Origin of the sequence: Bradyrhizobium sp. 155 (assembly GCF_023101105.1) — a bacterium.
In the GTDB taxonomy this organism is placed as follows: domain Bacteria; phylum Pseudomonadota; class Alphaproteobacteria; order Rhizobiales; family Xanthobacteraceae; genus Bradyrhizobium; species Bradyrhizobium canariense_D.
In genome coordinates this window covers 1,371,171-1,393,653 of sequence record NZ_CP064704.1, presented here as the reverse complement: position 1 = coordinate 1,393,653, position 22,483 = coordinate 1,371,171, and the positions used below count along the sequence as shown (strand labels likewise).

23 protein-coding genes and 1 pseudogene are annotated in these 22,483 nt (G+C 63.9%); 8 read left to right on the top strand and 16 right to left on the bottom strand.

The features are described from left to right. Positions 1 to 152: 152 nt before the first annotated feature. From IVA93_RS06825 to tolQ, 5 genes are all read right to left on the bottom strand, one after another. Entirely contained in the window at positions 153 to 2,483 is a 2,331-nt protein-coding gene (locus IVA93_RS06825; RefSeq protein WP_018453792.1) for a putative bifunctional diguanylate cyclase/phosphodiesterase, read from the bottom strand. Positions 2,484 to 2,725: 242 nt separating this feature from the next. Next, the gene (gene tolB, locus IVA93_RS06820) at positions 2,726 to 4,072 is read right to left on the bottom strand and encodes a Tol-Pal system beta propeller repeat protein TolB (RefSeq protein WP_026232593.1); all 1,347 of its coding nucleotides are present in this window, start codon (positions 4,070 to 4,072) and stop codon (positions 2,726 to 2,728) included. 41 nt (positions 4,073 to 4,113) lie between these two features. After that, positions 4,114 to 5,076, bottom strand: a complete 963-nt coding sequence (gene tolA, locus IVA93_RS06815) for a cell envelope integrity protein TolA (protein WP_018453790.1) — start codon at positions 5,074 to 5,076, stop codon at positions 4,114 to 4,116. 3 nt (positions 5,077 to 5,079) lie between these two features. Next, the gene (gene tolR / locus IVA93_RS06810; protein ID WP_018453789.1) at positions 5,080 to 5,529 is read right to left on the bottom strand and encodes a protein TolR; all 450 of its coding nucleotides are present in this window, start codon (positions 5,527 to 5,529) and stop codon (positions 5,080 to 5,082) included. Between the two features lie 43 nt (positions 5,530 to 5,572). Continuing rightward, positions 5,573 to 6,289, bottom strand: coding sequence for a protein TolQ (tolQ, locus tag IVA93_RS06805; RefSeq protein ID WP_007596319.1), 717 nt, complete (start codon positions 6,287 to 6,289; stop codon positions 5,573 to 5,575). Positions 6,290 to 6,785: 496 nt separating this feature from the next. On the opposite strand from tolQ, the gene IVA93_RS06800 reads away from it, so the two are divergent. Continuing rightward, positions 6,786 to 7,304, top strand: a complete 519-nt coding sequence (locus IVA93_RS06800; RefSeq protein ID WP_018453788.1) for a DUF2231 domain-containing protein — start codon at positions 6,786 to 6,788, stop codon at positions 7,302 to 7,304. 35 nt (positions 7,305 to 7,339) lie between these two features. Here IVA93_RS06800 and IVA93_RS06795 read toward each other — a convergent pair whose 3' ends face one another. Continuing rightward, the gene (locus tag IVA93_RS06795; protein WP_247294056.1) at positions 7,340 to 8,107 is read right to left on the bottom strand and encodes a serine acetyltransferase domain-containing protein; all 768 of its coding nucleotides are present in this window, start codon (positions 8,105 to 8,107) and stop codon (positions 7,340 to 7,342) included. A gap of 314 nt (positions 8,108 to 8,421) precedes the next feature. On the opposite strand from IVA93_RS06795, the gene IVA93_RS06790 reads away from it, so the two are divergent. Next, positions 8,422 to 9,585: an acyl-CoA desaturase gene (locus IVA93_RS06790; RefSeq protein WP_018453786.1), complete on the top strand. Its 1,164-nt coding sequence runs from the start codon at positions 8,422 to 8,424 to the stop codon at positions 9,583 to 9,585. A gap of 204 nt (positions 9,586 to 9,789) precedes the next feature. On the opposite strand, the gene IVA93_RS06785 is transcribed toward IVA93_RS06790, so the two are convergent. From IVA93_RS06785 to IVA93_RS06765, 5 genes and pseudogenes are all read right to left on the bottom strand, one after another. Then, complete coding sequence (locus IVA93_RS06785) at positions 9,790 to 10,275, bottom strand: DUF2852 domain-containing protein (protein ID WP_018453785.1); 486 nt, start codon at positions 10,273 to 10,275, stop codon at positions 9,790 to 9,792. A 120-nt stretch (positions 10,276 to 10,395) separates the two neighbouring features. Then, positions 10,396 to 11,136, bottom strand: a complete 741-nt coding sequence (locus IVA93_RS06780) for a TetR/AcrR family transcriptional regulator (RefSeq protein ID WP_085348908.1) — start codon at positions 11,134 to 11,136, stop codon at positions 10,396 to 10,398. Between the two features lie 96 nt (positions 11,137 to 11,232). After that, a complete protein-coding gene (locus IVA93_RS06775; RefSeq protein ID WP_018453783.1) occupies positions 11,233 to 11,595 on the bottom strand; it encodes a YciI family protein in 363 nt (120 codons plus the stop codon). Between the two features lie 38 nt (positions 11,596 to 11,633). Then, complete coding sequence (locus IVA93_RS06770) at positions 11,634 to 12,035, bottom strand: YciI family protein (RefSeq protein WP_247294054.1); 402 nt, start codon at positions 12,033 to 12,035, stop codon at positions 11,634 to 11,636. A 159-nt stretch (positions 12,036 to 12,194) separates the two neighbouring features. Further along, positions 12,195 to 12,558 (bottom strand): annotated as a pseudogene (locus IVA93_RS06765) (nuclear transport factor 2 family protein). Between the two features lie 157 nt (positions 12,559 to 12,715). Here IVA93_RS06765 and IVA93_RS06760 point away from each other — a divergent pair. From IVA93_RS06760 to IVA93_RS06750, 3 genes are all read left to right on the top strand, one after another. Further along, on the top strand, positions 12,716 to 13,504 hold the full coding sequence (locus IVA93_RS06760; RefSeq protein WP_018453780.1) for an SDR family NAD(P)-dependent oxidoreductase: 789 nt from the start codon (positions 12,716 to 12,718) through the stop codon (positions 13,502 to 13,504). A gap of 81 nt (positions 13,505 to 13,585) precedes the next feature. Then, the gene (locus tag IVA93_RS06755; RefSeq protein WP_018453779.1) at positions 13,586 to 14,023 is read left to right on the top strand and encodes a hypothetical protein; all 438 of its coding nucleotides are present in this window, start codon (positions 13,586 to 13,588) and stop codon (positions 14,021 to 14,023) included. Positions 14,024 to 14,457: 434 nt separating this feature from the next. Then, positions 14,458 to 14,811 carry a hypothetical protein gene (locus IVA93_RS06750; RefSeq protein ID WP_018453777.1) on the top strand — a complete coding sequence of 118 codons (354 nt, stop codon included), beginning with the start codon at positions 14,458 to 14,460 and terminating at the stop codon, positions 14,809 to 14,811. 96 nt (positions 14,812 to 14,907) lie between these two features. Here IVA93_RS06750 and IVA93_RS06745 read toward each other — a convergent pair whose 3' ends face one another. The 4 genes from IVA93_RS06745 to IVA93_RS06730 all read right to left on the bottom strand — a co-directional run bounded on the left by IVA93_RS06745 (position 14,908) and on the right by IVA93_RS06730 (position 17,673). Next, the gene (locus IVA93_RS06745) at positions 14,908 to 15,321 is read right to left on the bottom strand and encodes a VOC family protein (protein WP_204512222.1); all 414 of its coding nucleotides are present in this window, start codon (positions 15,319 to 15,321) and stop codon (positions 14,908 to 14,910) included. 38 nt (positions 15,322 to 15,359) lie between these two features. Further along, on the bottom strand, positions 15,360 to 15,896 hold the full coding sequence (locus IVA93_RS06740; RefSeq protein WP_018453775.1) for an SRPBCC family protein: 537 nt from the start codon (positions 15,894 to 15,896) through the stop codon (positions 15,360 to 15,362). A gap of 95 nt (positions 15,897 to 15,991) precedes the next feature. After that, positions 15,992 to 17,308, bottom strand: a complete 1,317-nt coding sequence (locus tag IVA93_RS06735) for an RNA polymerase sigma factor (protein WP_018453774.1) — start codon at positions 17,306 to 17,308, stop codon at positions 15,992 to 15,994. After that, on the bottom strand, positions 17,305 to 17,673 hold the full coding sequence (locus IVA93_RS06730) for a YciI family protein (protein ID WP_026232592.1): 369 nt from the start codon (positions 17,671 to 17,673) through the stop codon (positions 17,305 to 17,307). The genes IVA93_RS06735 and IVA93_RS06730 overlap by 4 nt, the downstream gene beginning before the upstream one ends. Positions 17,674 to 17,817: 144 nt before the next feature. Here IVA93_RS06730 and IVA93_RS06725 point away from each other — a divergent pair, with 144 nt between their 5' ends. Continuing rightward, complete coding sequence (locus IVA93_RS06725) at positions 17,818 to 18,783, top strand: 2-hydroxyacid dehydrogenase (RefSeq protein WP_018453772.1); 966 nt, start codon at positions 17,818 to 17,820, stop codon at positions 18,781 to 18,783. A 190-nt stretch (positions 18,784 to 18,973) separates the two neighbouring features. After that, a complete protein-coding gene (locus IVA93_RS06720) occupies positions 18,974 to 20,941 on the top strand; it encodes a methyl-accepting chemotaxis protein (protein ID WP_018453771.1) in 1,968 nt (655 codons plus the stop codon). 121 nt (positions 20,942 to 21,062) lie between these two features. Here the strand turns inward: IVA93_RS06720 and IVA93_RS06715 are convergent, their stop codons facing one another. Continuing rightward, entirely contained in the window at positions 21,063 to 21,707 is a 645-nt protein-coding gene (locus IVA93_RS06715; protein ID WP_018453770.1) for a TetR/AcrR family transcriptional regulator, read from the bottom strand. A 116-nt stretch (positions 21,708 to 21,823) separates the two neighbouring features. Here IVA93_RS06715 and IVA93_RS06710 point away from each other — a divergent pair, with 116 nt between their 5' ends. Then, positions 21,824 to 22,468 carry a glutathione binding-like protein gene (locus IVA93_RS06710; protein ID WP_018453769.1) on the top strand — a complete coding sequence of 215 codons (645 nt, stop codon included), beginning with the start codon at positions 21,824 to 21,826 and terminating at the stop codon, positions 22,466 to 22,468. Positions 22,469 to 22,483 lie beyond the last annotated feature (15 nt).

The following is a 22,483-nucleotide window of genomic DNA, read 5'->3' as shown; positions in this document are numbered from 1 at the left end:
TACACTCCAAAGCAACTTCTGCGAGTGTGAGGAGATTAATGGTTCATTAACGGAATTGCAAAGGCTTAGAAACGTTAGGGTTAACCTTTGCAGCCCGCAAAAACACGGGCGAACGAGAGCTAAATGCGTTGAAGGAGCGAGGCGGAGAAAGATCAGGCGATCGATCGCGAGGACACCATGACGATGTGGTCCTCAGCCCCGCGGCGGCCATGCGAGGCATTGAGCAATTGGCGAATCCGGACTGCCGGCACCGGCCGGCTGAACAGATAGCCCTGCCCTTCGGTCACGGTGCCGTCGGCGCTGATCAACTCGAGCTGATCATTGGTCTCGATGCCCTCGACCACGACCGCCATGCCGAGATCGGCCGACAGCCGCGCTACGCCGCGCAGCAGCGTCAGCGGCCGGTCGGCATCGATGCCCTCGAGGAAGGAGCGGTCGATCTTCACCTTCTGCATCGGGAAATTGTGCAGGTAGCTGAGGCTCGAATAGCCGGTGCCGAAATCATCCAGCGAAATGCGCACGCCGATCGCATGCAATTGCGACAGGATGTCGTGCGTGAGCTGGGTGTTGCGCAACAGGGAGGATTCGGTGATCTCGATCTCCAGCCGATGCGCCGGGAGCCCCGAAACCTCGAGCGCGTAGCGGATTTCGCTCAAGACGTCGCGCTGGTGGAATTGCTGCGGCGAGAAGTTGACGGCGACGCTGACGCCCTCCGGCCATTTCATGCATTCCATGCAAGCGCGGCGCAGGATCCAGCGGCCGAGATCGACGATCAGCCCCATGTCCTCGGCGACCGGGATGATGTCGATCGGCGAGACCGTGCCGCGCACCGGATGATTCCAGCGCAGCAGCGCCTCGCACGTCGTGATCTTGCCGGATTTCAGATTGACCAGCGGCTGATAGAACAGCTCGAACTCCTCGTTGGCGAGCGCCTTGCGCAGATCGAGCTCGAGGATGCGGCGCGCCTCGACGGTCGCCGCCATCTCGTCGCGGAAGAAGCAGAAGGTGCCGCGGCCGTCGGCCTTGGCCCGGTACAGCGCCATGTCGGCATTCTTGAGCAGCGTGTCTGCGCTGATGCCCTCCGGCAAGGTCAATGCGATGCCGACGCTGGCGCCGATCTCGACCAGATGATTGTCGATGCGGTAACGCTCGCTCAGCCGTTCGACGATCCGGCGCGCCAGCGCAGCGGCGTCCTCGGGCGAGGAGATGTTCTCCTGGAACACGACGAATTCGTCACCGCCGAAGCGGGCGACGAAATCCTCGGGGCGCAGCATCTCGCGCAGACGGTTGGCGACCGCGCACAGGAGCTGGTCGCCGCAGGGATGGCCGAGCGTGTCGTTGACCTGCTTGAACTGGTCGAGGTCGACGAACAGCAGCGCGGACAGGCGCTCGGCGCCGTGCGAGATCGCCAGCAGCCTTTCGATCTCATCGCGGAAATGAACGCGGTTGGGCAGCGCGGTGAGGTCGTCGTAGCGCGCCAGATGCGTGATCTTGGCCTCGGCGCTACGTCGCTCGGTAATGTCCTCGAGCAGCACCACCGCGCCACCGTCAGCCATCGGCTGGACAGTCCAGGACAACGACCGGTTTCGCTGCGTATCGGGATCGGCGGTGATGATCTCCTTGGCTTGCGAACTCTCGATGTCCGCGACGATTCGCTCGCCGCTCCCAGCGGAGATGGATCCCGCGCTCACGCACGCCGCGACGATGTCACGCGCGTTGACCCCGCGCTGCGCGAGACCTTCCGGCAGATTCATCATTGCGCCGAAGCGGTGGTTCATGACCGCCAGCTGTCCGTCGACGCGGAACATGCAGAGGCCGTGCGGCATGTTGTTCAGAGCCGTATCGAACTGGCCGGCGAGCGCGGCTTCACGCTCACGTGCCACGACCGCTCCCATGAAGATTCGATGCAGATTCACCGAGAGCTGCATGATCGCCATCAGGAACGCGGCGCTGACCAGCGCCATCGCGATGTAGTAGGGTGTTCCACGCAGCGCCAAGGCAAGCACGGCCGGGCCGAAGATCAGCACGGCCTGGAGGTGGAAGATCGCAGGCCGGCCATATGCCCTGCCCGCGCCGCCTGCCGCGATTCCGGTCGTGACGGACAAGGCGATCATGTGGGCCACGGCGTCGTCCGTGGCCAACAGGGTGGTGGCGCACCAGATGCCGATCGCAGCCGCCTGGATCTTTGCTCCGATCTGATAGCGCTTCTGCCAGCGTGCGGCCGCCTCGACGGTCATGACCGCGTGACGTGCCTGATAGAGGCGCAGGTCGATCGCCCGCGCGGTCCCGGCCAGGATCAGAAGTGCGACGCACGCCCAGATCAGCGGCTCGCCCGTCCTCAGCGCGGTGAGGGCCGCACCAATCGACACGAAAATGAGTCCCGCCAGCAACGGGCCAGGCGCTTCGAACAGCGAATCGATTTGCGCCGCCGAAGTTTTCGGCGGCCGCTGTTCCGGCTCTCCGCTCTGACTTGCAAACTGCATCTGGTGTTTACGCGCGTCCTGTCTGGAGCGCAGTTTTACCGATCCGGTATGAAGTCTTTCTGAGGGAACATCGTTAAAGTCGAGTTGTTTTGAATGACCAATAGTCGGAATACATCAATAGAAACAAACCCATGGGAAAAGTTTGCCTAGTGCAACCTTAAAGAACAATTATCGCGGGGAAACATCTCGCCAAGTTTTCGGAAAAGGCGCGCGGTCAAATCATCGCGCGCCGGGGGCGGCGGCTAGCCCGATGTCGAGGACAAGAGCGGCGACCATGCCGGGTCGGAGGCGAAGCCCGGCGTCGGCACTTTCAGCTCGTTGCGCCCCGAGATGTCGACGGAGAACAGCGACGGCCCGCCGCTGCCGCCCGGATCGCGGAAGAACATCAGCACGCGGCCGTTCGGCGAGAAGGTCGGACCTTCGTTATGATAGCCGGAGGTGAGAAGCCGTTCGCCGGAGCCGTCCGGCTTCATCACGCCGATCGAAAACTGCCCGCCACCTTGCCTGGTGAAGGCGATGTAATCGCCCCGCGGCGACCACACCGGCGTCGAATAGGTGGCGTTGTTGTCGTCCTTGGAGAAAGAGATGCGCTGCGCCGCTCCGCCGCCCGCGGCCATGACATAGATCTGCGATCTGCCGCCGCGATCGGACTCGAAGCAGATGCGGGTGCCGTCCGGGGAGTAGGAAGGCGAGGTGTCGATCGCGGGCGTGTCGGTGAGGCGCGTGGTCGAGCGCGAGCGCAGATCCATCACGAACAGGTTGGAATTGCCGCCCTGCTGCAGACTCATGATGACGCGCTGGCCGTCCGGCGAGAACCTCGGCGCAAAGGTCATGCCGGGGAAGTTGCCGACGATCTCGCGCTGGCCGGTCTCGATGTTGAACAGGTAGACCTTCGGATCGCCCTGGCCAAATTCCATGTAGGTGATCTCTTGCGAGTTCGGCGAGAAGCGCGGCGTCAGCACGAGGTCGGAGCCGCGGGTCAGATAGCGCACATTGGCGCCGTCCTGGTCCATCATCGCGAGCCGCTTGACGCGGCGCTCTTTCGGCCCGGTCTCGTCAACGAACACCACGCGGCTGTCGAAATAGCCCTTCTCGCCGGTCAGCTTCTCATAGATCTGGTCGGAGATGATGTGGGCGATGCGACGCCAATATTCCGGCGAGGTGAAATATTGTTGGCCGGCGAGCTGCTGGCCCGTGACGACGTCCCACAAGCGGAATTCAGCCTTGAGGCGGCCGTCCGGCTGCCGCGTCATGCGGCCGGTGACGAGGGCCTGCGCGTTCAGGGTCTTCCAGTTCTCGAACTGCGGCGCGACGTCGATGTTGCTGATGCGCTCGATGAAGGCGGCCTGGTCGACCGGCGCAAACAGGCCCGAGCGCTTCAGATTGTTGGTGATGACCTGGGTGACGCCGTTGCCGACGTCACCGTCGGCCGGCGAGCCCGGCACAAAATTGGTGATCGCAATCGGAATCGGCCGAAACTCGGTGGGATCGATGCGGAGCCGTCCCTGCGGCTGCTGGGCCAAGGCTTGTCCGCCCCCCAGCATCGCGAGCGTCGATCCGGTCAGGGTCATGAAGCGGCGGCGGTTCATCGATCGAACGTCATTCATCGCAAAATTCTTTTGTTCGGATGTCACAACATGTCTTTCAGGCCGAAAGTCATCGGAATGAGCTTCCAGCTCTCGTATTGCTGCTTCGGCATGAACGAATAGACCTGACACTGCACGATGGCGCGTCTGGCACTCTCCGCCACCGCCTGTGCGATCGATCGCGACGGTCCCCTCACCGCGACGACGATCGGCTCGGACGCGAGCGATCCGTCGATCTTCATGGGAATGTCGATGTCGGCTTCGTATTGATCCGCATCCTGGCCGTTATAGGTCGGCGTGAAGCAGCGCTTCACCGCCCCCTGGAACGCGCCCCGCCAGGTCGCAATGTTGTTGGCGGCCGTTCCGGTCGTCGATCCCAGCGAGGCCGACGCATTCAGCGTCGAGCCGGCGAGTTCGTGCCGGGTCGCGGCGCGCTTGTCGAGATCGCGCTGGATCTGCGCGGGATCGAAGCTGCGCTCCTTGGGCTTCGGCAGCTGCTGTTGCGGCTGCACCGCCGCGACCTTTTGCTCCGGCGGCTTGGGCGGCGGCTTCTTGGTTTCGAGCTTTTTCTGCAGCTCGGCGATCGGATCTTCCTTGGCCGGGTCAGGCTTTTTTTCCGGCGGCTTCGGTTCTTCCTTGGGCTTCGCCTCAGCGACGGGCTTGGGCGGCTCGGGCTTCTTCTCGACCGGCTTCTCCACGGGTTTTGGCGGCGGCTCCGGCGTCGAGTTGGTCTTGATCAGCTCTTTCTTCTCGGTGACCTTGCCGACAGCGTCTTCCTCGGGCTTGGCTTCCGCGATCTTCTCGACCTTCGGCTTCGGCTCTTTCTTGTCGCCGGTCTTCTGCCCCGACATCATCTGCGCGAGTTGATCGGTGGAGATGATGTCGATCGGCAGCGACTCTTCCGCCGGCACAAAAGCCCTGCTGCTAAAGGTGACGAGCCCCCATCCCAGCACGAGGACGTGGAGGGCAATCGACGCAACGAGTGTCTTGTCGACCTTCACCTTCACGGTTTACCCCTGATCCGCTTCCGTGACGAGCGCCAGCTTCTTGAAGCCTGCGCCGGACAACTGGCCCATGACCTTGGCCACCGTCCCGTAATCCGCCTTCTTGTCGGCACGCAAATAGATGCGTTCCTCGAGCCCGCCGCGCGCGTCCGTGATCGCCTTCAGCTTGGGGATCAGTTCGTTGATCGCGATCTCGGCGTCGTTGATGAACACCTTGCCCTTGATGTCCACCGACATCTGGATCGGCTTCTGGTCGTTGTTTTCGAGGCTCTTGGCCTGGGTCTGCGGCAGGTCGAGCGGCACGCCGACCGTCAACATCGGCGCCGAGACCATGAAGATGATGAGCAGCACCAGCATCACGTCCACCATCGGCGTGACGTTGATTTCGGCCACGACCGGCTTGCGCCGGCCACGGCGCCCACCGCCTCCGGACGAACTCGCAACGTTCATGCCCATGGTCTGGTGCCCAAATTGCCCTTCACACTATACATGCCGTCCGTCAGCCCCGCTCGTCGATCTGGCGCGACAGGATGGCTGAAAATTCATCGGCGAAGCCTTCGAGCCGCTGGGCCTGCCGGTTCACCTCGGAGGTGAACTTATTGTAGAAAATAGTGGCAGGAATGGCGGCGATAAGGCCGACGGCGGTCGCAAACAGCGCCTCCGCGATGCCAGGGGCCACCACCGCCAAAGAGGTGTTTTTCGACGCCGCGATCGACTGGAAGCTCGACATGATGCCCCAGACGGTGCCGAACAGGCCGACGAAGGGGCCTGCGGAGCCGACGGTGGCGAGCACCAGCAGCCGGCGTTCCAGCCGCTCGACCTCGCGGGCGATCGAGACATTCATGACCTTGTCGATGCGCATCTGAAGGCCTGCGACCGAGCGGGCCTGGCTCTCGAACGAACGCTTCCACTCGCGCATCGCGGCGACGAAGCAGGCCGCCATGGAATGTGTCGGCTTGGCCGAGAGCGTGCGATAGAGGTCCTCGATCGACTCGCCGGACCAGAAAGCCTGCTCGAAACGGTCCATCGAGCGGCGGGTGCGGGCAAACAGGAAGATCTTGTCGATGGCGATCGCCCAGACCCAGACCGAGCAGGCGAGAAGCCCCAGCATCACCGCTTTCACGATCCAGTGAGCCTGCCAGAACAGCGCGATCAGCGACACGTCCGCGGAAGCGGCAACCGGAAGGGCTGACTGAGCCACGTCGGCCGGATTCATAAGCAGTATCCTCTCAAGGCGATCGTTACCTGATGTCCCGACCTAATGTCCCGGCCAGCAAATGGCCGCCGGTTCCCCAATAGCCGCGCTAGAACCGGCGCGGCCGGCAAGCCCGCTCAAAGCCTTGTCTTTCTGGGGTGCAGGGCTCGTCCAAAGCCGGCCGCCTGCATTCCCTGCCAAGATGTCAAAACTATGGGCCCGACCCCAAGGCTCAGACTTCAGGCTTTGGGCGCGCGATTGTCCGCAATTACCAGAGCCCGGCGATGGTTAATGCTGGGTTACCGCAGACGAATTTGAGTGCGGGAAAGGGAGGTCGCACAGGGGGATGGGAGGCGCGGCGGGCGGGCCGTGTTCCCGACGGGACGGTGCGCTGCGCCCGGGACAGCAGAGTTCCGCTTTCCCGTGCGCATCAGGAGCGGAGCCCGCTATCCCGGTCAGAGGAACCAGCCTCCGTCCGAAAAATTGTCTGGAAAATCACTTCTCGCGAGGTTTTGCCATGAGCATCAACCCCAAGACGACCGCCGCGGTCGGCGATCATCCGCTCCACCCCATGATCATCCCGTTCCCCGTCGCCTTCCTGGTCGGCGCGCCCATCGCCGATCTCGCCTTCATCGGCACCGGTGACGGCTTTTGGGCCAGAGCCGCGATCTGGCTGATCGGCGCCGGTATTGTGATGGCGCTCGTTGCGGCCGTGGCCGGCTTCACCGACTTCTTCAGCGACGCCCGCATCCGCAGCCTCAATGACGCCTGGTATCACATGATCGGCAATCTCGTAGCCGTCGTGCTGGCCCTGATCAATTTCTACCTCCGCTACGCGCAAGGCGCGGAAGCTGCAATCAAGCCGTGGGGCGTGGCGCTGTCCCTGGTCGTGGTCGGCATTCTGCTTTTCACGGGCTGGAAGGGCTGGGAGTTGGTCTACCGGCATCACGTCGCGGTGCTGGACGCGCCGGGCCAGACCAGTTCGGAGCCGGTCAGCCCGCGTCATGGCGGCGAGAGCCGCCGCCGCGCCGCGTGAACGAGGAGCACGTCGCCTGATGACGTGACGGCGAGTCAGGCCGCGGAAGCGGGCTCTGGGCAATTGGTCAGCCGCGCCGGATTGCCGATTGCGGTGCAGCCCCGGGGCACGTCGCTCGTCACGACGGTGTCGGCGCCGATCTTTGCAAAATCGCCGATTCTGACGTTGCCGAGAATTGTCGCGCCGGAGCCGATGAACACGCCGCGACCAATGCGAGGCGAGCGCGCCGGCAGTTCCGTGCCACGACCGATGCTGACGTTCTGAAGGATGGTGGCCTCGTCGCCGATCACCACATCGGCACCGATCACGATGCCGGTGGCGTGGTCGAGATACACCGACGATCCCAAGCTCGCCGCCGGATGAATGCTGACCTGCAGGACGTTCGACGCCTCGTTCTGAAACAGCAGCGCCGCGTCACCATGGTCGTGATGCCAGAGCCAGTTCGAGACGCGCCACGCCTGCAAGGCGACGTAGCCCTTCAAGTGCAGCAGCGGCGCCAACACTCCGCTGATGGCGGGATCGCCAAGCACGATGGCCTGCAAGTCGCGGCCGGCCGCCTCGATCAGATCCGGCTGACCATTGAAGGCGTCGCGGGAAAATGTCGTGAAGCGCGCGCGTTCGACCTCGCTGTCGCCAAGCCGGCGTCCGATCAGGTCGGACAGTGCGGCGGTAAAATCGTCATGGACGAGGATGAGTCCGACAAGAGCCTTGCCGAATATGGCGTCGGCTGCCGCGGTGCGCTGCGCCTCGTCGCGGATCTTCTGCCAGAGGGTTTCGCTCGCCATCATCGCCGCTTCCGCCATCGTTGCTGCCTGCGGTATTTTGACGCTTCCTTTTCACTGTCGGCTATAGGCCGTCGGCAGCCCGCGCGCCACGCACCCCGTGAGGCTACGAGCTTGCATGCCAAGCAGTCGGGATCATATATATGGAGGCAGCCGAGTTCCGCCCGTAGCTATGGTCTCAGGTTCGTGCTGCCGCGCTGGCCCGGGTTGCTCAGGCAAAGCATCTCGTTCAAAGCCCCGCAGTGGTCCGCCATCCCCGGGATTGTCGCACACAGCGGCCCTCAGTGCTGCCGAAGCGAATCCCGAATCCCCGTCCTCCAAGGTCACGCCAATACATGTCGCCCAACGCCCCCGCTGACGACCAACACGACGACATCATGTATCCCTCCGCCCTGCCGTTCCTGCTGGTCCATCTCGGCTGCATTGCTGCGATCTGGACCGGCGTTACCTGGCAGGCCATCGCGATCTGCGCCTCACTCTATGTCGTCCGTATGTTTGCGATCGGAGCAGGCTACCACCGCTATTTCTCCCATCGGGCTTTTGCGACCGGTCGAGTGTTTCAGTTCATCCTGGCCTGGCTTGCGCAAAGCACCGCGCAGAAAAGCGTTTTGTGGTGGGCGGCCAAGCATCGACATCATCATCTGCATTCCGATACCGAAGACGACGTGCATTCGCCGCGTCATCGAGGCTTCCTCTACAGTCATCTCGGCTGGATTTTTTACAGGGAGCACGATGGCACCGACCTCGTGAAAGTCGGAGATTTCGCCGCCTATCCGGAGTTGATGTGGCTGCATCGCCTGGAACTCCTGCCAGCCGTCACGCTGGCTGCGCTCTGCTTCCTGGTTGGCGGATGGTCCGGTCTCGTCGTCGGCTTCCTGTGGAGCACCGTGCTGGTCTATCACGCGACCTTCTGCATCAATTCCCTCGCCCACGTGCATGGACGCAAGCGGTACGTGACCGGCGATGATTCACGCAACAATTGGCTGCTGGCCTTGTTCACTCTCGGTGAGGGCTGGCACAACAATCACCACGCCTACCAGAGCAGCGTGCGGCAGGGTTTTCGCTGGTGGGAAATCGACGTCACCTATTACATCCTGAAGGTGCTGTCCTGGTTCGGCATCGTCTGGAACATGAAGTCGCCACCCGAGCAGGTGCTGCGCAACGAGCAGCCGCTTGGCGCACGCGTCATCAACCGGGCGGCCCGCGAGCTTGCCGGACGGTTCGATGCGCAGACCCTGGCGCATGCGATTTCGTCGGCGCTCCGCCGAGCCGATTTGGCCCAGTTGCAACTGCCGACGCTGCACGACATCCTGAGTCGCGCGCACGAAGGTGTCGATGCACTGACGCATCTGCATTTGCCGAAGATTCCGACCCGCGACGAGTTTCTCGCCGAGGCCAAGGCGATGTTTGCGCGAACGCGATCACTGAACGAGATCGTGGACTATGCCTACGAACACTTCCTGGAGTCGGTTCGCGCGCAGCTCGCCACGGCGCGCTGACCAAGTCTCTCTGGACCAGGACTTTCCAGATCAAGACTTTTCCAAACCAAGGCAATCCGGACGGTCGCGGCAGCCTGACGCGCATTCCCAAAATCAAACCGCCCGCCTGCGGGTTGCGCAGGCGGGCGGCTCGGGGCCATCAGGACTTTGGGGGCATGCGCCTGACGGCTTTGAGAGGCGTCAGTCCCGAGATCAAGCTTGAGATCAACCTTGCTGCTGGTCGGTCGGCGGCGGGGTCGGGCGTGTCTTGTGTTGCGCCATGAACTGGTCGAACTCTTCCTTGTCCTTGGCGTGACGCAGACGGTCGAGGAAGTTCTTGAACTCGACCTGCTCCTCCTCGAGCCGCTGCAATGTCTCGGTGCGGTACTCGTCAAAGGCGCGGTTGCCGCTCGAGGGCGGACCGAAGCCAAAGCCGAAACCGTGGCGCTCCATGCGGCCGCGCATACGATCCATCTTGTACTGCATCCGCTCCATCTTGTTCTGCCAGCGATCCTGGTTGCTCCAGCACGACATTCTTCTGCTCCCGAGTGTGAAAAAGAGAAGGGCAAGTCCGATCGGCCACCAGATGATGAAGCCGAGGATGGTCACGGCGATCCAGCCGGGATGCCAGGGCGTATTGAGCATGTGGGGGCGCTCGTATTGTTGGTCCGAAGGGCCGCGCCATCGATTGACATCAGCGGTGTAGGCCATTTCCCTCTCCATGACGGCATCAGCGCCGTTGTGAATGTAAATAACATTTACATAGGTAGATCATCCCGCGGTTTTGTCAAGCCGACCGCCTGACAGGGCGGGGCAATTATTTGGGTAACTTTATTTCGGCTTGCCCCAGGGACCACCGGGCGGCACGCCTGAACCGGAGGATGCCTCCGGCGGCACCGGCGGCGGCTCGGCGCTTTTCGCCGGGGGACGGCGATCGGTCGGGAAGCCGAGACCGCGCAGATAGATCAGCACCTCAGCTTCGAGCAGCTCGTCCGGCGACATCGGCAGCTTTCGACGCGCGGCGTCACCGCGGGAGAACAGCGAGGCCACGCCATGCGCCATGGACCAGATGTGCAGCGCCATCATCATCGCCGGCGGCCGCGGCGTGCCCGGCGGCGCCAGCGCGGCAAGCCGCTCCGCCGCGGCACGAATGATGTTGAAAGCACGCTCGCTGGCCGCCTGGAGCGCCGGATTGGCATCCACCGGGAGGCCAGATTCGAACATCGCGTTGTAGAACGCGGGCTCCTCGCGGGCGAAGGCGAGATAGGCCCTGCCGACACGCTCGAACGCCGTGACGGTGTCGGGCCGTCCGTCGTCCCAAGCCGCGGTCAGGCGCGATTCAAACTGCTCGAAGCCGCGCTGCGCGATCGAGGACAGCAGTTCTTCACGGTCGCGAAAATGCCGGTACGGCGCCGCCGCACTGACGCCGGCCATGCGCGCGGCATCGGCAAAGGTGAAGCCGGCCGCGCCCTTCTCGGCGATCAATCCGAGGGCGGCCTGCAACAGGGCTTCCTTCAGATTGCCGTGGTGATAGCCGCGCTCGGCGCGGCGCGTCTCCTTGCGCCAGCTCATGTGAACGACCTTTACATGAGCCGGCGGTGAAGGTCACTAGCGGCGACGGGTTGATCAGCCCGTATTCTTCCCGGTCCGGCGAGGCGGCCCGAGATCCTAGCCGCTAGGGATCGGCAGCACCGGCATGATCTCGACGCGTTCGCCGGGGAAGATCGTGAAGTGCGGGTGGTTCTCGAACATCTTCGCCGCGGCTTCATGGGACGCTGCGCGCACCACGGTGAAGGCGCCCATCTCGTTGGCGATGTCGGCGATGCCCTTGCCGTCGACCTTCTTGGTCTTGCCGAGCGGGCCGCCCATGGCCTCGATCGCGCCCTGGTGCTTTTCGACCCAGCCTTTCCACGCCGCCATGCCCTCCTGCTCTTTCGCCTTGCGCTCGGCCTCGGGCATCGCATTCCATGCGGTCCATTTGGAACTGGTCTTGCTGCCGAGGAAAACGGCGAGATAGGTGTCGGTGCTCATCGGTTCTCTCCTTTGGTGATGGATAGACGAAGCTGCGGCTATTTCTTCAGGTCGCCGAAACCGGCGGCCTCCCGCACGTCAGGCGGGAAGTCGCTCATCTCCTGCACCTGACGGATCTCGATGATTTCGTTCGGTGCGGCCGGACACCGCCTGGCCCAGGCGATCGCCTCGGCACGCGAGGCAACCTCGATCATCCAGTAGCCGCCCAGGACCTCCTTGGCCTCGGCGAACGGACCATCGGTCACGATGGGCTTGCCGGCCGCAAACGAGACGCGCGCGCCCATCGAGGGCGGGTGCAGGCCGTCGAGCGTGATCAGCACGCCGGCGTCCTTCAGCGCCTCGTTGTAGCGCATCATCGCAGCGACCCGCTCGGGATCGAGTTGAACGTCGGGCGCCGCGGTCTCGTAGCCGAGCGGGATCATCAGCATCATGAATCGCATGAGCACTCCTTGCGTGCTTTTTCGTTCGGGTTGCGCGCCGAGGCGCCACTCCGGATGGGCGGAGCGACGGCCCGGGCCGCCCACCCTCACCTCCAAGACGAAGGAACCTTGACGAAACCGACAGGTGACGAAAATTATTCTGGCGATTATTGGCTGGCCCTAGCGCGCCTGCGGCAGGAAACGCCCGTCCTGCCGGGCAGCGCCGAAATAGACGTCGATGCAGCGAATCTTGCCGCCGGCGAAGGTGAAGAACTCGGTGTTGCGAAAGCTCCTGCCATCTGTCGCCAGGCAGAGATAGGTGACGAAGGCCTCGTCGCCTTGGACGAAAATCCGCTCGATGTCGTGCCGCGCAATCCAGCCGGTGTCCCTCCAGCAACGCTCGAAATAAGCCGCCTTGTCGAGATCGTCGTCGAACGGGCTGGTGAAGCGAAAATCGTCCGCCAACGCGTCGGCGACCCGTTGCCGGTCGTTGCCGAGATAAAGCGGCGAAAAGGTCTCGAATCTGGCGCTCGTGGTTGGACATTGCGGATCTCCCTGGCAATGATCCCCTGGAAGACGATCCATCGAGGACCGTCCCGACATCGTGCCTTCGAGTTAAGGCCTTCCTCGTCGGGACGAAAGCGAAGTAAAAAGAGGCTCGCGTTTGCGCGACCCAATCTTTCATAAGGACCGATCAGCCAATGCCCCCTACCCCGCACCGCGTTGCCCTCGTCACCGGAGCCGCGCGTGGCATCGGGCTTGCGACCGCGAAGAAGTTTTTGAGCGAGGGCTGGCGGGTGGCGTTGATCGACATCGAGGGCGAGTTGCTCGGCTGCGCGGTCGCCGAGATCGGCCGGGACGAGGCCACGCTGGCGTTGACCTGCGACGTCTCGGACGCAGCCGCGGTTGCCGCCGCGATGACGACGGTCGAACAGCGGTTTGGCCGGCTCGATGCGCTCGTCAATAATGCCGGCGTTGCCGTGTTCGCGCCGCTGATGGAGACGTCGGAGACCGATTGGCGGCGCGTGCTCGAGGTCAACCTCACCGGCCCGTTCCTCTGCACCAAGGCGGCGGTGCCGCTGATGCGCGACGGCAATGGCGGCGCCATCGTCAACATCACCTCGATCTCGGCAGTGCGCGCCTCGACGCTGCGCTCGGCCTACGGCACCAGCAAGGCCGGCCTCGCGCACCTTACCAAGCAGCTCGCGGTTGAGCTCGCGTCCCTCAACATCCGCGTCAACGCGGTCGCGCCGGGACCGGTCGACACCGCGATGGCGAAGCAGGTGCACACCAGCGAGATCCGCGCCGATTATCACGACGCCATTCCGCTCAACCGCTACGGCCTGGAAGAGGAACTCGCCGAAGCCATCTACTTCCTGTGCTCGGAACGATCGAGCTACATCACCGGACAAATTTTGGCCGTCGATGGCGGCTTCGATGCGGCAGGCATCGGCCTGCCGACGCTGCGCGGCGAGCGGAGGAACGGGTAGGCACCGCGTAGGTTGGCCTAGCGAAGCGTTACCACCTCTTCTCGTCGGCCTATCCTACGGACTCGAATTCGCGGAGGCTTCATGCGGCGCGTCACCTTTCTCAGGGCCCTGATCCTCGCATCCGCGCTGCTCGCCGCCACACCTGCCTCGGCCGAAATCCGCATCATCCAGTCGCCCGGTGGACAGGTCGGGCCGTTCCTCGATTTGTTCGAGAAGGTGCGCGAGAGCGGCGAGCGCGTGGTGATCGACGGTCCCTGCCTGTCCGCCTGCACACTGGTACTGAGCATCGTGCCGGGCGAGCGGATTTGTGTGACAAAACGCGCCGTGCTCGGCTTCCATGCGGCGCGCTCGGTCGATCGGCGCGGACGCTTCTACGCCGAGCCGGAAGCATCCGATGCGGTGCTTGCGGCCTATCCCGGCCCGGTGCGCGACTGGATCAGTCGCCGCGGCGGCCTCTCGTCGCGGTTGCTTCTGCTGAAGGGACGCGACCTCGCCGCGATCTATCCGCGCTGCCGGTGATGATCGACGGACGCGAGTGCCCGGCAAAATTGCGCCGGTCACCTGCTTCGAGAGCTCTAGTAAAAACTCTGGATCAACTCGGTCAATTCCATGCTCGCGCAGATGAGCATACCCCAAAGTGCAAAGTTGATCTGCAGCGCCGCCGCCATCGGTCGCTCCCCTTCCAAGTCCGCCCGCCCCAGTTTTTAGAATTTATGACGGAATAAATAACGATTCTGTCCCGGAGTTCACAGCCTAATATTGCGCCAGTTGTTGTGCGATGCGGTCCGCATCATTTCACGAAGCGGCCTCACTGCTCTCGCAATGTGGTGCGACAGCAGAATTCATATTCGGCCATGTCGGCCACGCGTTTCCCTTAGGTTCCATTTGAGCGGTGCGACGCAAGCTTCGGTAAGCGGACTTGGCGCGTCGCATACAACACCCAAGGGTCCGGCATGATCCGACACGGCTTCGTCTTGCTCACTTTTTGCGCAACGCTCATGGGATGCGTGGTCGCGCCTGCGCAGGATCGCCGTCCGATCGCATGGGACGGCCTCGGTCAGGATCCGAACCGTCCCTCCGGCATCAAGCGTCGCGTGGCGACCCAAGCTCCCGCGGCGAGTGATCCGAATCAGGAGCGGGAGAGAGTCCTCGGCACCTTGCGCCCGTACTCCCCGGCGTGGTGGGCAATCCATGACGAAATCGAAGCGGAGAATGACAGGCAGCTCGGGACAAAGCTCGTGATCTGTCCGCGCTGCGTTCCCTCCTCCCAGCCACCGAGCAATGACGTGACCGGATCGATCCGCTGAGGGGCACGCGGTCGACGCGACGTCCTCATGGGCGCCCCTCTCCCGCATCGTAGAGGAGAGGGGATCGCCGTTCAGCGCGTCAGGCGATCGCGCCTGTCACATTTCCTCGGCCGGGCAGTTCACCATCCAGGGAATGCCGAACTTGTCGACGCACATGCCAAAACCCTTGGCCCAGAACGTCTTGCTGAAGGGCATGGTGACGTTGCCCCCATCGGCGAGCGCGTTGAACTTGCGCTCGCCCTCCGCCGGGTCCGCGACCGTGAGCGAGATCGAAAAGCCCTGCGGCTTGTGAAAATGTTCGCTTGGTGCGTCGGAGGCCATCAGCACGCTGCCGTCGGGCAGCGACATCCGCGCATGCATGATCGTCTTCTCGCGGCCGGGCGCCGCAGCCATGTCCGGCGGTGCGTCCGAAGAACGCATCATGGCGTCGATCTTGCCGCCGAGAACCTTGGCGTAATAATTGAACGCCGCTTCGCAGGTGTCCTGATAGAACAGATAGGGATTGAGCATCGTTTCTCTCCTTTTTGCTTTGGTTCGGGGTGACGGCGCTACTTCTCGGTGAGCTTCTTCAGGCTGGCCAAGCCCGCCTCGAAATCCTTGCCGATCATGTTGTCCATGTTGACGAACACCTGCATGACTTTGGACAGGAACGGGGCCGGACCGGACATCGCCCACGTGACCAGTGTGGCATCGCCTTGCGGCACAAAGGTGAACTCGGCGGTGTTGTGGCCTTCGAAAGGCCGCTCGAAATCGAGCTTGATGCGTAGTTTTGACGACGCACTCGCCTCGAGGATCTCCATATGGCCGGCGCCGACATTGTTGTTGCCGTCCCAGGCATAGGTCGCGCCCTTGCCTTGCGCGGTGCCGCCAAACGCCCGCTTCATCGCAGGATCGCGGTTCTCGTAGGGGGACCAGGCCGTCCAGCGATGGAAATCGGCAACCAAGGGATAGACTGCATTGGCCGGCGCTTTCACGGCGAGGCTGCGCTCGACGCGGAATGTGTCGGGCTTCGTCAGGGCAAAGCCGAGCACGCCCACGATTCCGACCGCGAGCAGGATGGCGATGACGGCAATGGCTTTCAGCATGAATGGCTCCCTGGATACGCTCCTAGGACGAAGGGAGGGGACCGGGCCCGACAAGGCGAAGCGGAAAAATTTGTTATGCCCCAGGCAGGCGCTCCCTACTTCACCTTTGCGCCTTCGACCTTAGCGTCTTGCCTGGCGCCGCCATTGGCGCCCTTGGGCTGGCTGTCCCGGATCAGGCGATCGAGATGCATGCGGATGTGAGCGGCTTCTGCGGACGTGTTGGCGAGGGCGATGGCGCGGTCGAAGGCGATGCGGGCTTCGTCGTTGCGGCCGAGCTGCATCAGGAAGGCGCCGCGCACGCCATAGAAATGGAAGTAGTTGGCAAGCTTTGGCGCCAGCGGCTCGATCAGGTCGAGCGCGGCTTGCGGTCCGCGCACCTTGGAAACCGCGACCGCGCGGTTGAGCGTCACCACCGGCGAGGGCTGCACCACCTCCAGCGCACCATAGAGCAGGTCGATCTGCGCCCAGTCGGTCTCCTCAGGCGTGGAGGCGCGGGCATGCAGCGCAGCAATCGCGGCCTGGATCTGGTAGGGCCCGCTGCGGCGATGGCGTATCGCCTTGTCGATCAGCGCGAGGCCTTCCGCGATCATCGTGCCGTTCCACAGCGAACGATCCTGGTCGTCCAGCAGGATCAGCGAGCCATCCGCGGCAAAGCGCGAGGCACTGCGCGCATGCTGCAACAAGATGAGCGCCGTGAGTCCCATGATCTCCGGCTCGCTCTGGAACAGCCGCAGCAGCAGCCGCGCCAGCCGGATCGCTTCCTCGCACAGCGGCTTTCTGATTTCGGCGGTGTCGCCGCTCGCCGAATAGCCCTCGTTGAAGATCAAATAGATCATCGCCGCGACAACGGCGAGCCGCTCCGAGCGCTCGACCGCGCCCGGCGTTTCAAACGGCGTCCCGGCCTCCGCGACCTTGGCCTTGGCACGCGTGATGCGCTGCTCCATCGCCGCTTCCGACACCAGGAAGGCGCGCGCGATCTGCTTCACCGTCAGGCCGCAGACGATGCGGAGCGCCAGCGCGATCTGCTGCGTTGCCGGCAGCCCTGGATGGCAGCAGATGAACATCAGCCGCAAGATGTCGTCGCGGTAGTGCGAGCCGTCGAGCCGCTCGGCGAGCGCGCCCTCGGCGTCGTCGAGATCGGAGATCGCCTGGTCGTCCTCCGGCAGCGGCTGCTGCTTGCGGGTGCGGCGCACCTCGTCGATGGCAACGTTGCGGCCGACCATGATCAGCCAGGCGGCGGGATCGCGCGGCGGTCCGTTCTGCGGCCAGGTCTTCAGCGCGCGCAGGCAGGCGTTCTGGAAGGCCTCCTCGGCGGTGTCGAGATCGCGGAAATAGCGCAGCAGCGCGCCGACCGCCTGGGGGCGCGCCGAGGTCAGCGCGGTCTCGATCCAGGCGGTATCGGCTTCGCTCATTTCAGATTCCCTCCGGGACTGAACACGCCGACGGGGCGCACCTCGTAGGCGCCGCCGGGATTGGCGGCACCGAGGTCGCGGGCGACATCGAGTGCGTCATCGAGATTCTTGCAATCCACGATATAGAAGCCGAGCAACTGCTCCTTGGTCTCAGCGTAGGGGCCGTCGAGCACCAGTGGCGGGTCCTCCTTGCGCAGCGTCGCTGCCGCAGTGGTCGGCAGCAGCCGCGCCACCGGGCCGAGCCTGCCCTGCTTCGCGAGACCTTCCTGCACCACGGCGAGCTTCTTCATCACGGTCTCGTCCTGGTCCTTGCTCCATGAGCCGACGAAGTCCTCGTCGTGATAGCAAAGGATCGCATAAAGCATGGGCAGTACCTTCTCTGAGCGCTTGTTTTGAAGACGATCCAGTATGCCTTGCCCCGACATGGCTGCGGAAAAAAATTGCAAGAAAAATCCGGCAGATCGTGCCAAGGAGGGCCTTCAAAAGCGGAACTTAAAGAGGCACTTCGAATGACCGTTGGCACCCTGGCCGTCCTGATCAACAGCACGCAGCAGAACTGGCTGCCTGAGCGCTGGAAGGCCCGGTTCGACGCCGTCTGCGGCGGCCGCCGCGTGGTGCTGCTGCCCGATGCCGGGCTCGATCCGGCCGAGGTGCATTATGCCGCGGTGTGGAAGCCGGTGCCGGGCGACCTCGGCTCTTTCCCCAATCTGCGTGCGATCTTCAATCTGGGCGCCGGCGTCGACGCGCTGATGGCGGACAAGAGCCTTCCGAACGTGCCGCTGGTGCGCGTGGCCGTGCCTGATCTGACCGGCCGCATGACCGAATACGTCGTGCAGCACGTGCTGATGCACCACCGCCAGGAGCTTTATCTGCGCCAGTCGCAGCGCGAAAAGCGCTGGGAGCCGACCTATCAATGGCCAGCGAGCGCCGTCACGGTGGGTATCATGGGCCTGGGCACGCTCGGTACTGATGCGGCCGATGTGCTGCGGCGGCTTGGTTTCCGCGTCGCCGGCTGGAGCCGCAGCCCGCGTATCATCGCGGGTGTCGAATGTTTCCATGGCGCCGGGCAAATCGACGCGTTCCTGCGCACGACCGATATTCTCGTCAGCCTATTGCCGCTGACGCCTGATACACACGGCATCCTCAACCGCGACGTCTTCACCAAGCTCAACCGCAAGAGCCCGCTCGGTGCGCCCGTGCTGATCAACGCCGGCCGCGGCGGCCTCCAGAATGAAGCCGACATCCTGGCCTGCCTCGACGACGGCACGCTGGGCGCCGCCTCGCTCGACGTCTTCGTACAGGAGCCGCAGCCGGCGGACAGCCGGTTCTGGACCCATCCCAAGGTTTTGCTGACCCCGCACAACGCCGCCGACACCGACGCCGACGCGATCTCGGCCTATGTCGCCGAGCAGATCGCGCGGTTCGAGGCGTGTGGTGTGCTGGAGAACGTGGTGGACCGGACGCGGGGGTATTAGGCCGCACGCCTGAAAAAGGCACGACCGCTCCCTACCCTCCGTGTCGTCCTGGCGAAAGCCAGGACGACACCAGACTTCTTTGGTCACTCCGTCACCCCCGAAGGCACCCGCTCGGCCGGCATCCCGTTCACCCTCTCTTAGCGAGAAGTTGATAGGTCTCCTTAATCAACGCTCAACGAACGAGTCGGACATGCGCTTCACGCTCGGCCTCAGGATGCGGATCACGGTTGCGCTGGCGGTGACGGCGGCGGCGACCGCCCTGTTCGCCGTGCTCGGGGCGATGTGGATCATTTCCGGCATCATCGACCGGGCCGACCAGCGCGAGCTTCGCAGTCATTACGACGCGCTCCAGTCGCGAATTGCCGAGGAATCCCAGCGCGCCGCCGCCATGAGCGCCGTCGTCGCCGCGATGCCGGCAACGCAGGACGCGATGGCCAAACAGGATCGCAATGCCCTGATCAGCCTGTTCGGGCCGGTGTTTGCTGCGACCAAATCGGAGTACGGCGTCGAACAGTTCCAGTTCCACGTGGCGCCCGCGACCTCGTTCCTGCGCGTGCACCAGCCTGCTAAATTTGGCGACGACCTCTCGGGCTTCCGCAAAACCGTGATCATGGCCAACCAGGAGCGCAAGGTCGTGGTCGGCCTCGAGGGCGGCTTGGCTGGGCTCGGCATCCGCGGCGTCGTGCCGATCGCGCAAGGCGGCAAGCATCTCGGCTCAGTGGAGTTTGGCCTGACCTTCGGCCAGTCCTTCCTCGACGATTTCAAGACCAACCGCCATGTCGACATCGCCTTCCATCTCGCGGACGGCGGCGGCTTCAAGCTGTTCGGCGGCACGCTGAAGGGGAAGAGCTTCTTCGATGCGGCCGATTACGGCCGCGCCGCCGGCGGCGACTTCACGGTACGGCAGGCCAAGCTCGACACGACGCCGGTAGCGGCGCTGCTCGGACCGATCAGGGATTTTTCCGGCAAGCCGCTCGGCGCCGTCGAACTGGTGATGGACAATGCCGACTATGTGGCCTCCGCCGACCGTGCCTGGCTGCTGGCATTCGGCATCGCCGCGCTCGGGCTCGTGCTCGCCGCCATCGTCGGCTATCTCATCGCCCGCAGCATCTCGCGCCCGATCATTTCCATCACCAGCGTGATGCGCGAGCTGGCCGACGGACACCTCGATGTCACCGTCCCCGTCAGCAAGGCGAATGACGAGGTCGGCGCGATGGTCAAGGCTGTCGCGGTGTTCCGCGACAACGCCGTCAACTTCAACCGGCTCCAGGCCGAACAGGCCGACACTAAGGCGCAATCCGAAGCGGAGAAGCGACGCGCGTTCGCCGCGCTCGCCGACAATTTCGAAGCCAGCATCCGCGAGGTCGTCACCACGGTCTCCTCGGCCGCGGTCGAGATGGAGAACACGGCGCGCTCGATGTCTGATATCGTCGAGCGGTCGCGGCAGCAGACCGGCACGGTGTCGTCGGCCTCGGCGCTCGCCTCGGAAAATGTGCAGACGGTCGCTGCCGCCGCGGAAGAGCTGTCGTCGTCCATGACCGAGATCAGCCGGCGCCTTGCGCACGCGACCGCGGTGGTCGGCAAAGCCGCGAGCGACGGACGACGGTCGAACGAGCGCGTGCAAAGTCTGGCCGACGCCGCGCAAAAAATCGGCGACGTCGTCTCCTTCATCAGCGGCATCGCCGAGCAGACCAATCTGCTGGCACTCAACGCGACGATCGAGGCGGCGCGCGCGGGCGAAGCCGGCCGCGGCTTTGCGGTGGTCGCCTCCGAGGTGAAGGCGCTGGCAACCCAGACCGCCAAAGCGACCGAGGAGATCGGCGCCCAGGTCACGGCGGTACAAGGCGAGACCACCGGCGCAGTGGACGGCATCCAGTCGATCTGCGCAACGATCCAGGAGGTCGACGAGATCTCCGCCGCGATCGCCGCCGCCGTCGGCCAGCAGGGCACCGCAACGCAGGAGATCGCCCAGAACGTGCAGCAGGCAGCCGCCCGCACCGGCGAGGTCTCGCAAAACATCGCAGGCGTCACCGCCGGCATCGCCGCGACGGGAACAGCAGCGGAGGAGGTGCTGGGCTCCGCGATCGAGCTGTCAAAGCAATCGCAGCGGCTGCGGGACGAGGTGGACCGCTTCCTCGCGCATATTCGCGCGGCGTAGGCGGGCTACAGGGAGGAGCTGCGGCGCGACGGCGGCAACTCCGAATCTTCGCCAAACCAGATTCGGTGGCTAGGGGTCCTGGCTTTCGCCAGGACGACGTTAGCTCGCGCCACGCAACCGCCTAGCTCTTTCGTCCCACCATCACGTCGATCGCTCCCTTCACGATCGCCTCGAGATCCTTCCGCGACACGCGCGCGCGCGAACGAATGGCAATTGAGTGCACGGTCGCTGAAGCGAGCTGCGCCAGCACGGCGGGATCGGCGCTTTCGGGCAATTCGCCTTTCTCCTTGGCGCGGCGGAAGCAACTCGCAAACGCCTTGTCGAGTTCGTTAAGGCCATCGAGCACCATGGCGCGGATGTCGGGATCGCCGACCGCTTCGGAGGCCGCCGTGACCACGGTGAAGCAGCCGCGCGGGCCGGTTGCGCCGGACAGATAGATGTTCAGCGCGGAGGCGAAGATACGCTCCAGCCGCTGGCGCACGGGCATCTCCTGTCGAAAGATCTCCACCATGGATGCGCGCGCGTCCTCACGGTAGCGCTGATAGCTCTTGATGTAGAGCTCGCGCTTGTCGCCGAAGGCGCCATAGAGGCTCGGGCGATTCATGCCGGTGGCTTCGCTGAGATCGTCGAGCGAGGTCGCGGCGAAACCCTGCGTGCGGAACAGGTCGAGCGCCTTGCCGAGCGCGACCTCGGGTTCGTAGGCGCGCGGACGGCCGCGGCGCTTGGGCTCAGTGGCAGCAGCTGGCGGCTTCGATTTTTGTACCATTTCGCAATTTAATCCTTGACCAACTCCATAATATGCAAGACAGTACAAAAATCAATCTGGCCAGGTTGAGCGCCACTCCAAAAGTCACATCGAAGAATTGCCCAAGGAGGCTCAAGATGGATCTTTATTTCTCGCCGCTCGCCTGTTCGATGGCGAGCCGCGTCGCGCTGTATGAAGCCGGCGCCGAAGCCAATTATCTCGAAGTCGATCCGCCGACCAAGACGGTGCTGAGCGACGGCACCGACTTTCGAACCGTGAACCCGATCGGCCTGGTGCCGACACTGCGGACGGACGACGGCGTGGTGCTGACCGAGAACGCCGCGATCCTGCAATATATCGCCGACCGCTTCCCGCAATCGGGTCTCGGAGCCGCAGCGGGCATCGAGCGCACGCGACTGCATCAATGGCTCTGCTTCATCGGCACCGAGCTGCACAAGGGCCTGTTCATCCCGGTGCTCGACCGCAAGGCGCCGCAGGAGACGAAAGCCTACGCGCTGGAGAAGAACCTGTCGCGGCTGGACTATCTCGACAATTACCTGAAGGGGCGCGACTTCCTGCTCGACCAATTCAGCGTCGCCGACGCCTATCTCGTCACGGTCATCAACTGGACCATGGCGACGCCGCCGATCGAGCTCGCCAAATGGCCGAACGTGAAGGCCTATTACGAACGCCTGCGTCAACGGCCCTCGATCGCCAAGGCGATCGCGGAAGAGTTCGAGCTGTACAAGGCCGAGCAGGCGCGGAAGAAGGCCGCGGCGTAAGCTTTGACGATTGAG

Bases quoted from the DNA above. Each gene is read 5' to 3' on its own strand.
- IVA93_RS06825 (WP_018453792.1), bottom strand. From the start codon at position 2,483: ATGCAGTTTGCAAGTCAGAGCGGAGAGCCGGAACAGCGGCCGCCGAAA.
- tolB (WP_026232593.1), bottom strand. From the start codon at position 4,072: ATGAACCGCCGCCGCTTCATGACCCTGACCGGATCGACGCTCGCGATG.
- tolR (WP_018453789.1), bottom strand. From the start codon at position 5,529: ATGGGCATGAACGTTGCGAGTTCGTCCGGAGGCGGTGGGCGCCGTGGC.
- tolQ (WP_007596319.1), bottom strand. From the start codon at position 6,289: ATGAATCCGGCCGACGTGGCTCAGTCAGCCCTTCCGGTTGCCGCTTCC.
- IVA93_RS06800 (WP_018453788.1), top strand. From the start codon at position 6,786: ATGAGCATCAACCCCAAGACGACCGCCGCGGTCGGCGATCATCCGCTC.
- IVA93_RS06795 (WP_247294056.1), bottom strand. From the start codon at position 8,107: ATGGCGGAAGCGGCGATGATGGCGAGCGAAACCCTCTGGCAGAAGATC.
- IVA93_RS06790 (WP_018453786.1), top strand. From the start codon at position 8,422: ATGTCGCCCAACGCCCCCGCTGACGACCAACACGACGACATCATGTAT.
- IVA93_RS06785 (WP_018453785.1), bottom strand. From the start codon at position 10,275: ATGGCCTACACCGCTGATGTCAATCGATGGCGCGGCCCTTCGGACCAA.
- IVA93_RS06780 (WP_085348908.1), bottom strand. From the start codon at position 11,136: ATGAGCTGGCGCAAGGAGACGCGCCGCGCCGAGCGCGGCTATCACCAC.
- IVA93_RS06775 (WP_018453783.1), bottom strand. From the start codon at position 11,595: ATGAGCACCGACACCTATCTCGCCGTTTTCCTCGGCAGCAAGACCAGT.
- IVA93_RS06770 (WP_247294054.1), bottom strand. From the start codon at position 12,035: ATGCGATTCATGATGCTGATGATCCCGCTCGGCTACGAGACCGCGGCG.
- IVA93_RS06760 (WP_018453780.1), top strand. From the start codon at position 12,716: ATGCCCCCTACCCCGCACCGCGTTGCCCTCGTCACCGGAGCCGCGCGT.
- IVA93_RS06755 (WP_018453779.1), top strand. From the start codon at position 13,586: ATGCGGCGCGTCACCTTTCTCAGGGCCCTGATCCTCGCATCCGCGCTG.
- IVA93_RS06750 (WP_018453777.1), top strand. From the start codon at position 14,458: ATGATCCGACACGGCTTCGTCTTGCTCACTTTTTGCGCAACGCTCATG.
- IVA93_RS06745 (WP_204512222.1), bottom strand. From the start codon at position 15,321: ATGCTCAATCCCTATCTGTTCTATCAGGACACCTGCGAAGCGGCGTTC.
- IVA93_RS06740 (WP_018453775.1), bottom strand. From the start codon at position 15,896: ATGCTGAAAGCCATTGCCGTCATCGCCATCCTGCTCGCGGTCGGAATC.
- IVA93_RS06735 (WP_018453774.1), bottom strand. From the start codon at position 17,308: ATGAGCGAAGCCGATACCGCCTGGATCGAGACCGCGCTGACCTCGGCG.
- IVA93_RS06730 (WP_026232592.1), bottom strand. From the start codon at position 17,673: ATGCTTTATGCGATCCTTTGCTATCACGACGAGGACTTCGTCGGCTCA.
- IVA93_RS06725 (WP_018453772.1), top strand. From the start codon at position 17,818: ATGACCGTTGGCACCCTGGCCGTCCTGATCAACAGCACGCAGCAGAAC.
- IVA93_RS06720 (WP_018453771.1), top strand. From the start codon at position 18,974: ATGCGCTTCACGCTCGGCCTCAGGATGCGGATCACGGTTGCGCTGGCG.
- IVA93_RS06715 (WP_018453770.1), bottom strand. From the start codon at position 21,707: ATGGTACAAAAATCGAAGCCGCCAGCTGCTGCCACTGAGCCCAAGCGC.
- IVA93_RS06710 (WP_018453769.1), top strand. From the start codon at position 21,824: ATGGATCTTTATTTCTCGCCGCTCGCCTGTTCGATGGCGAGCCGCGTC.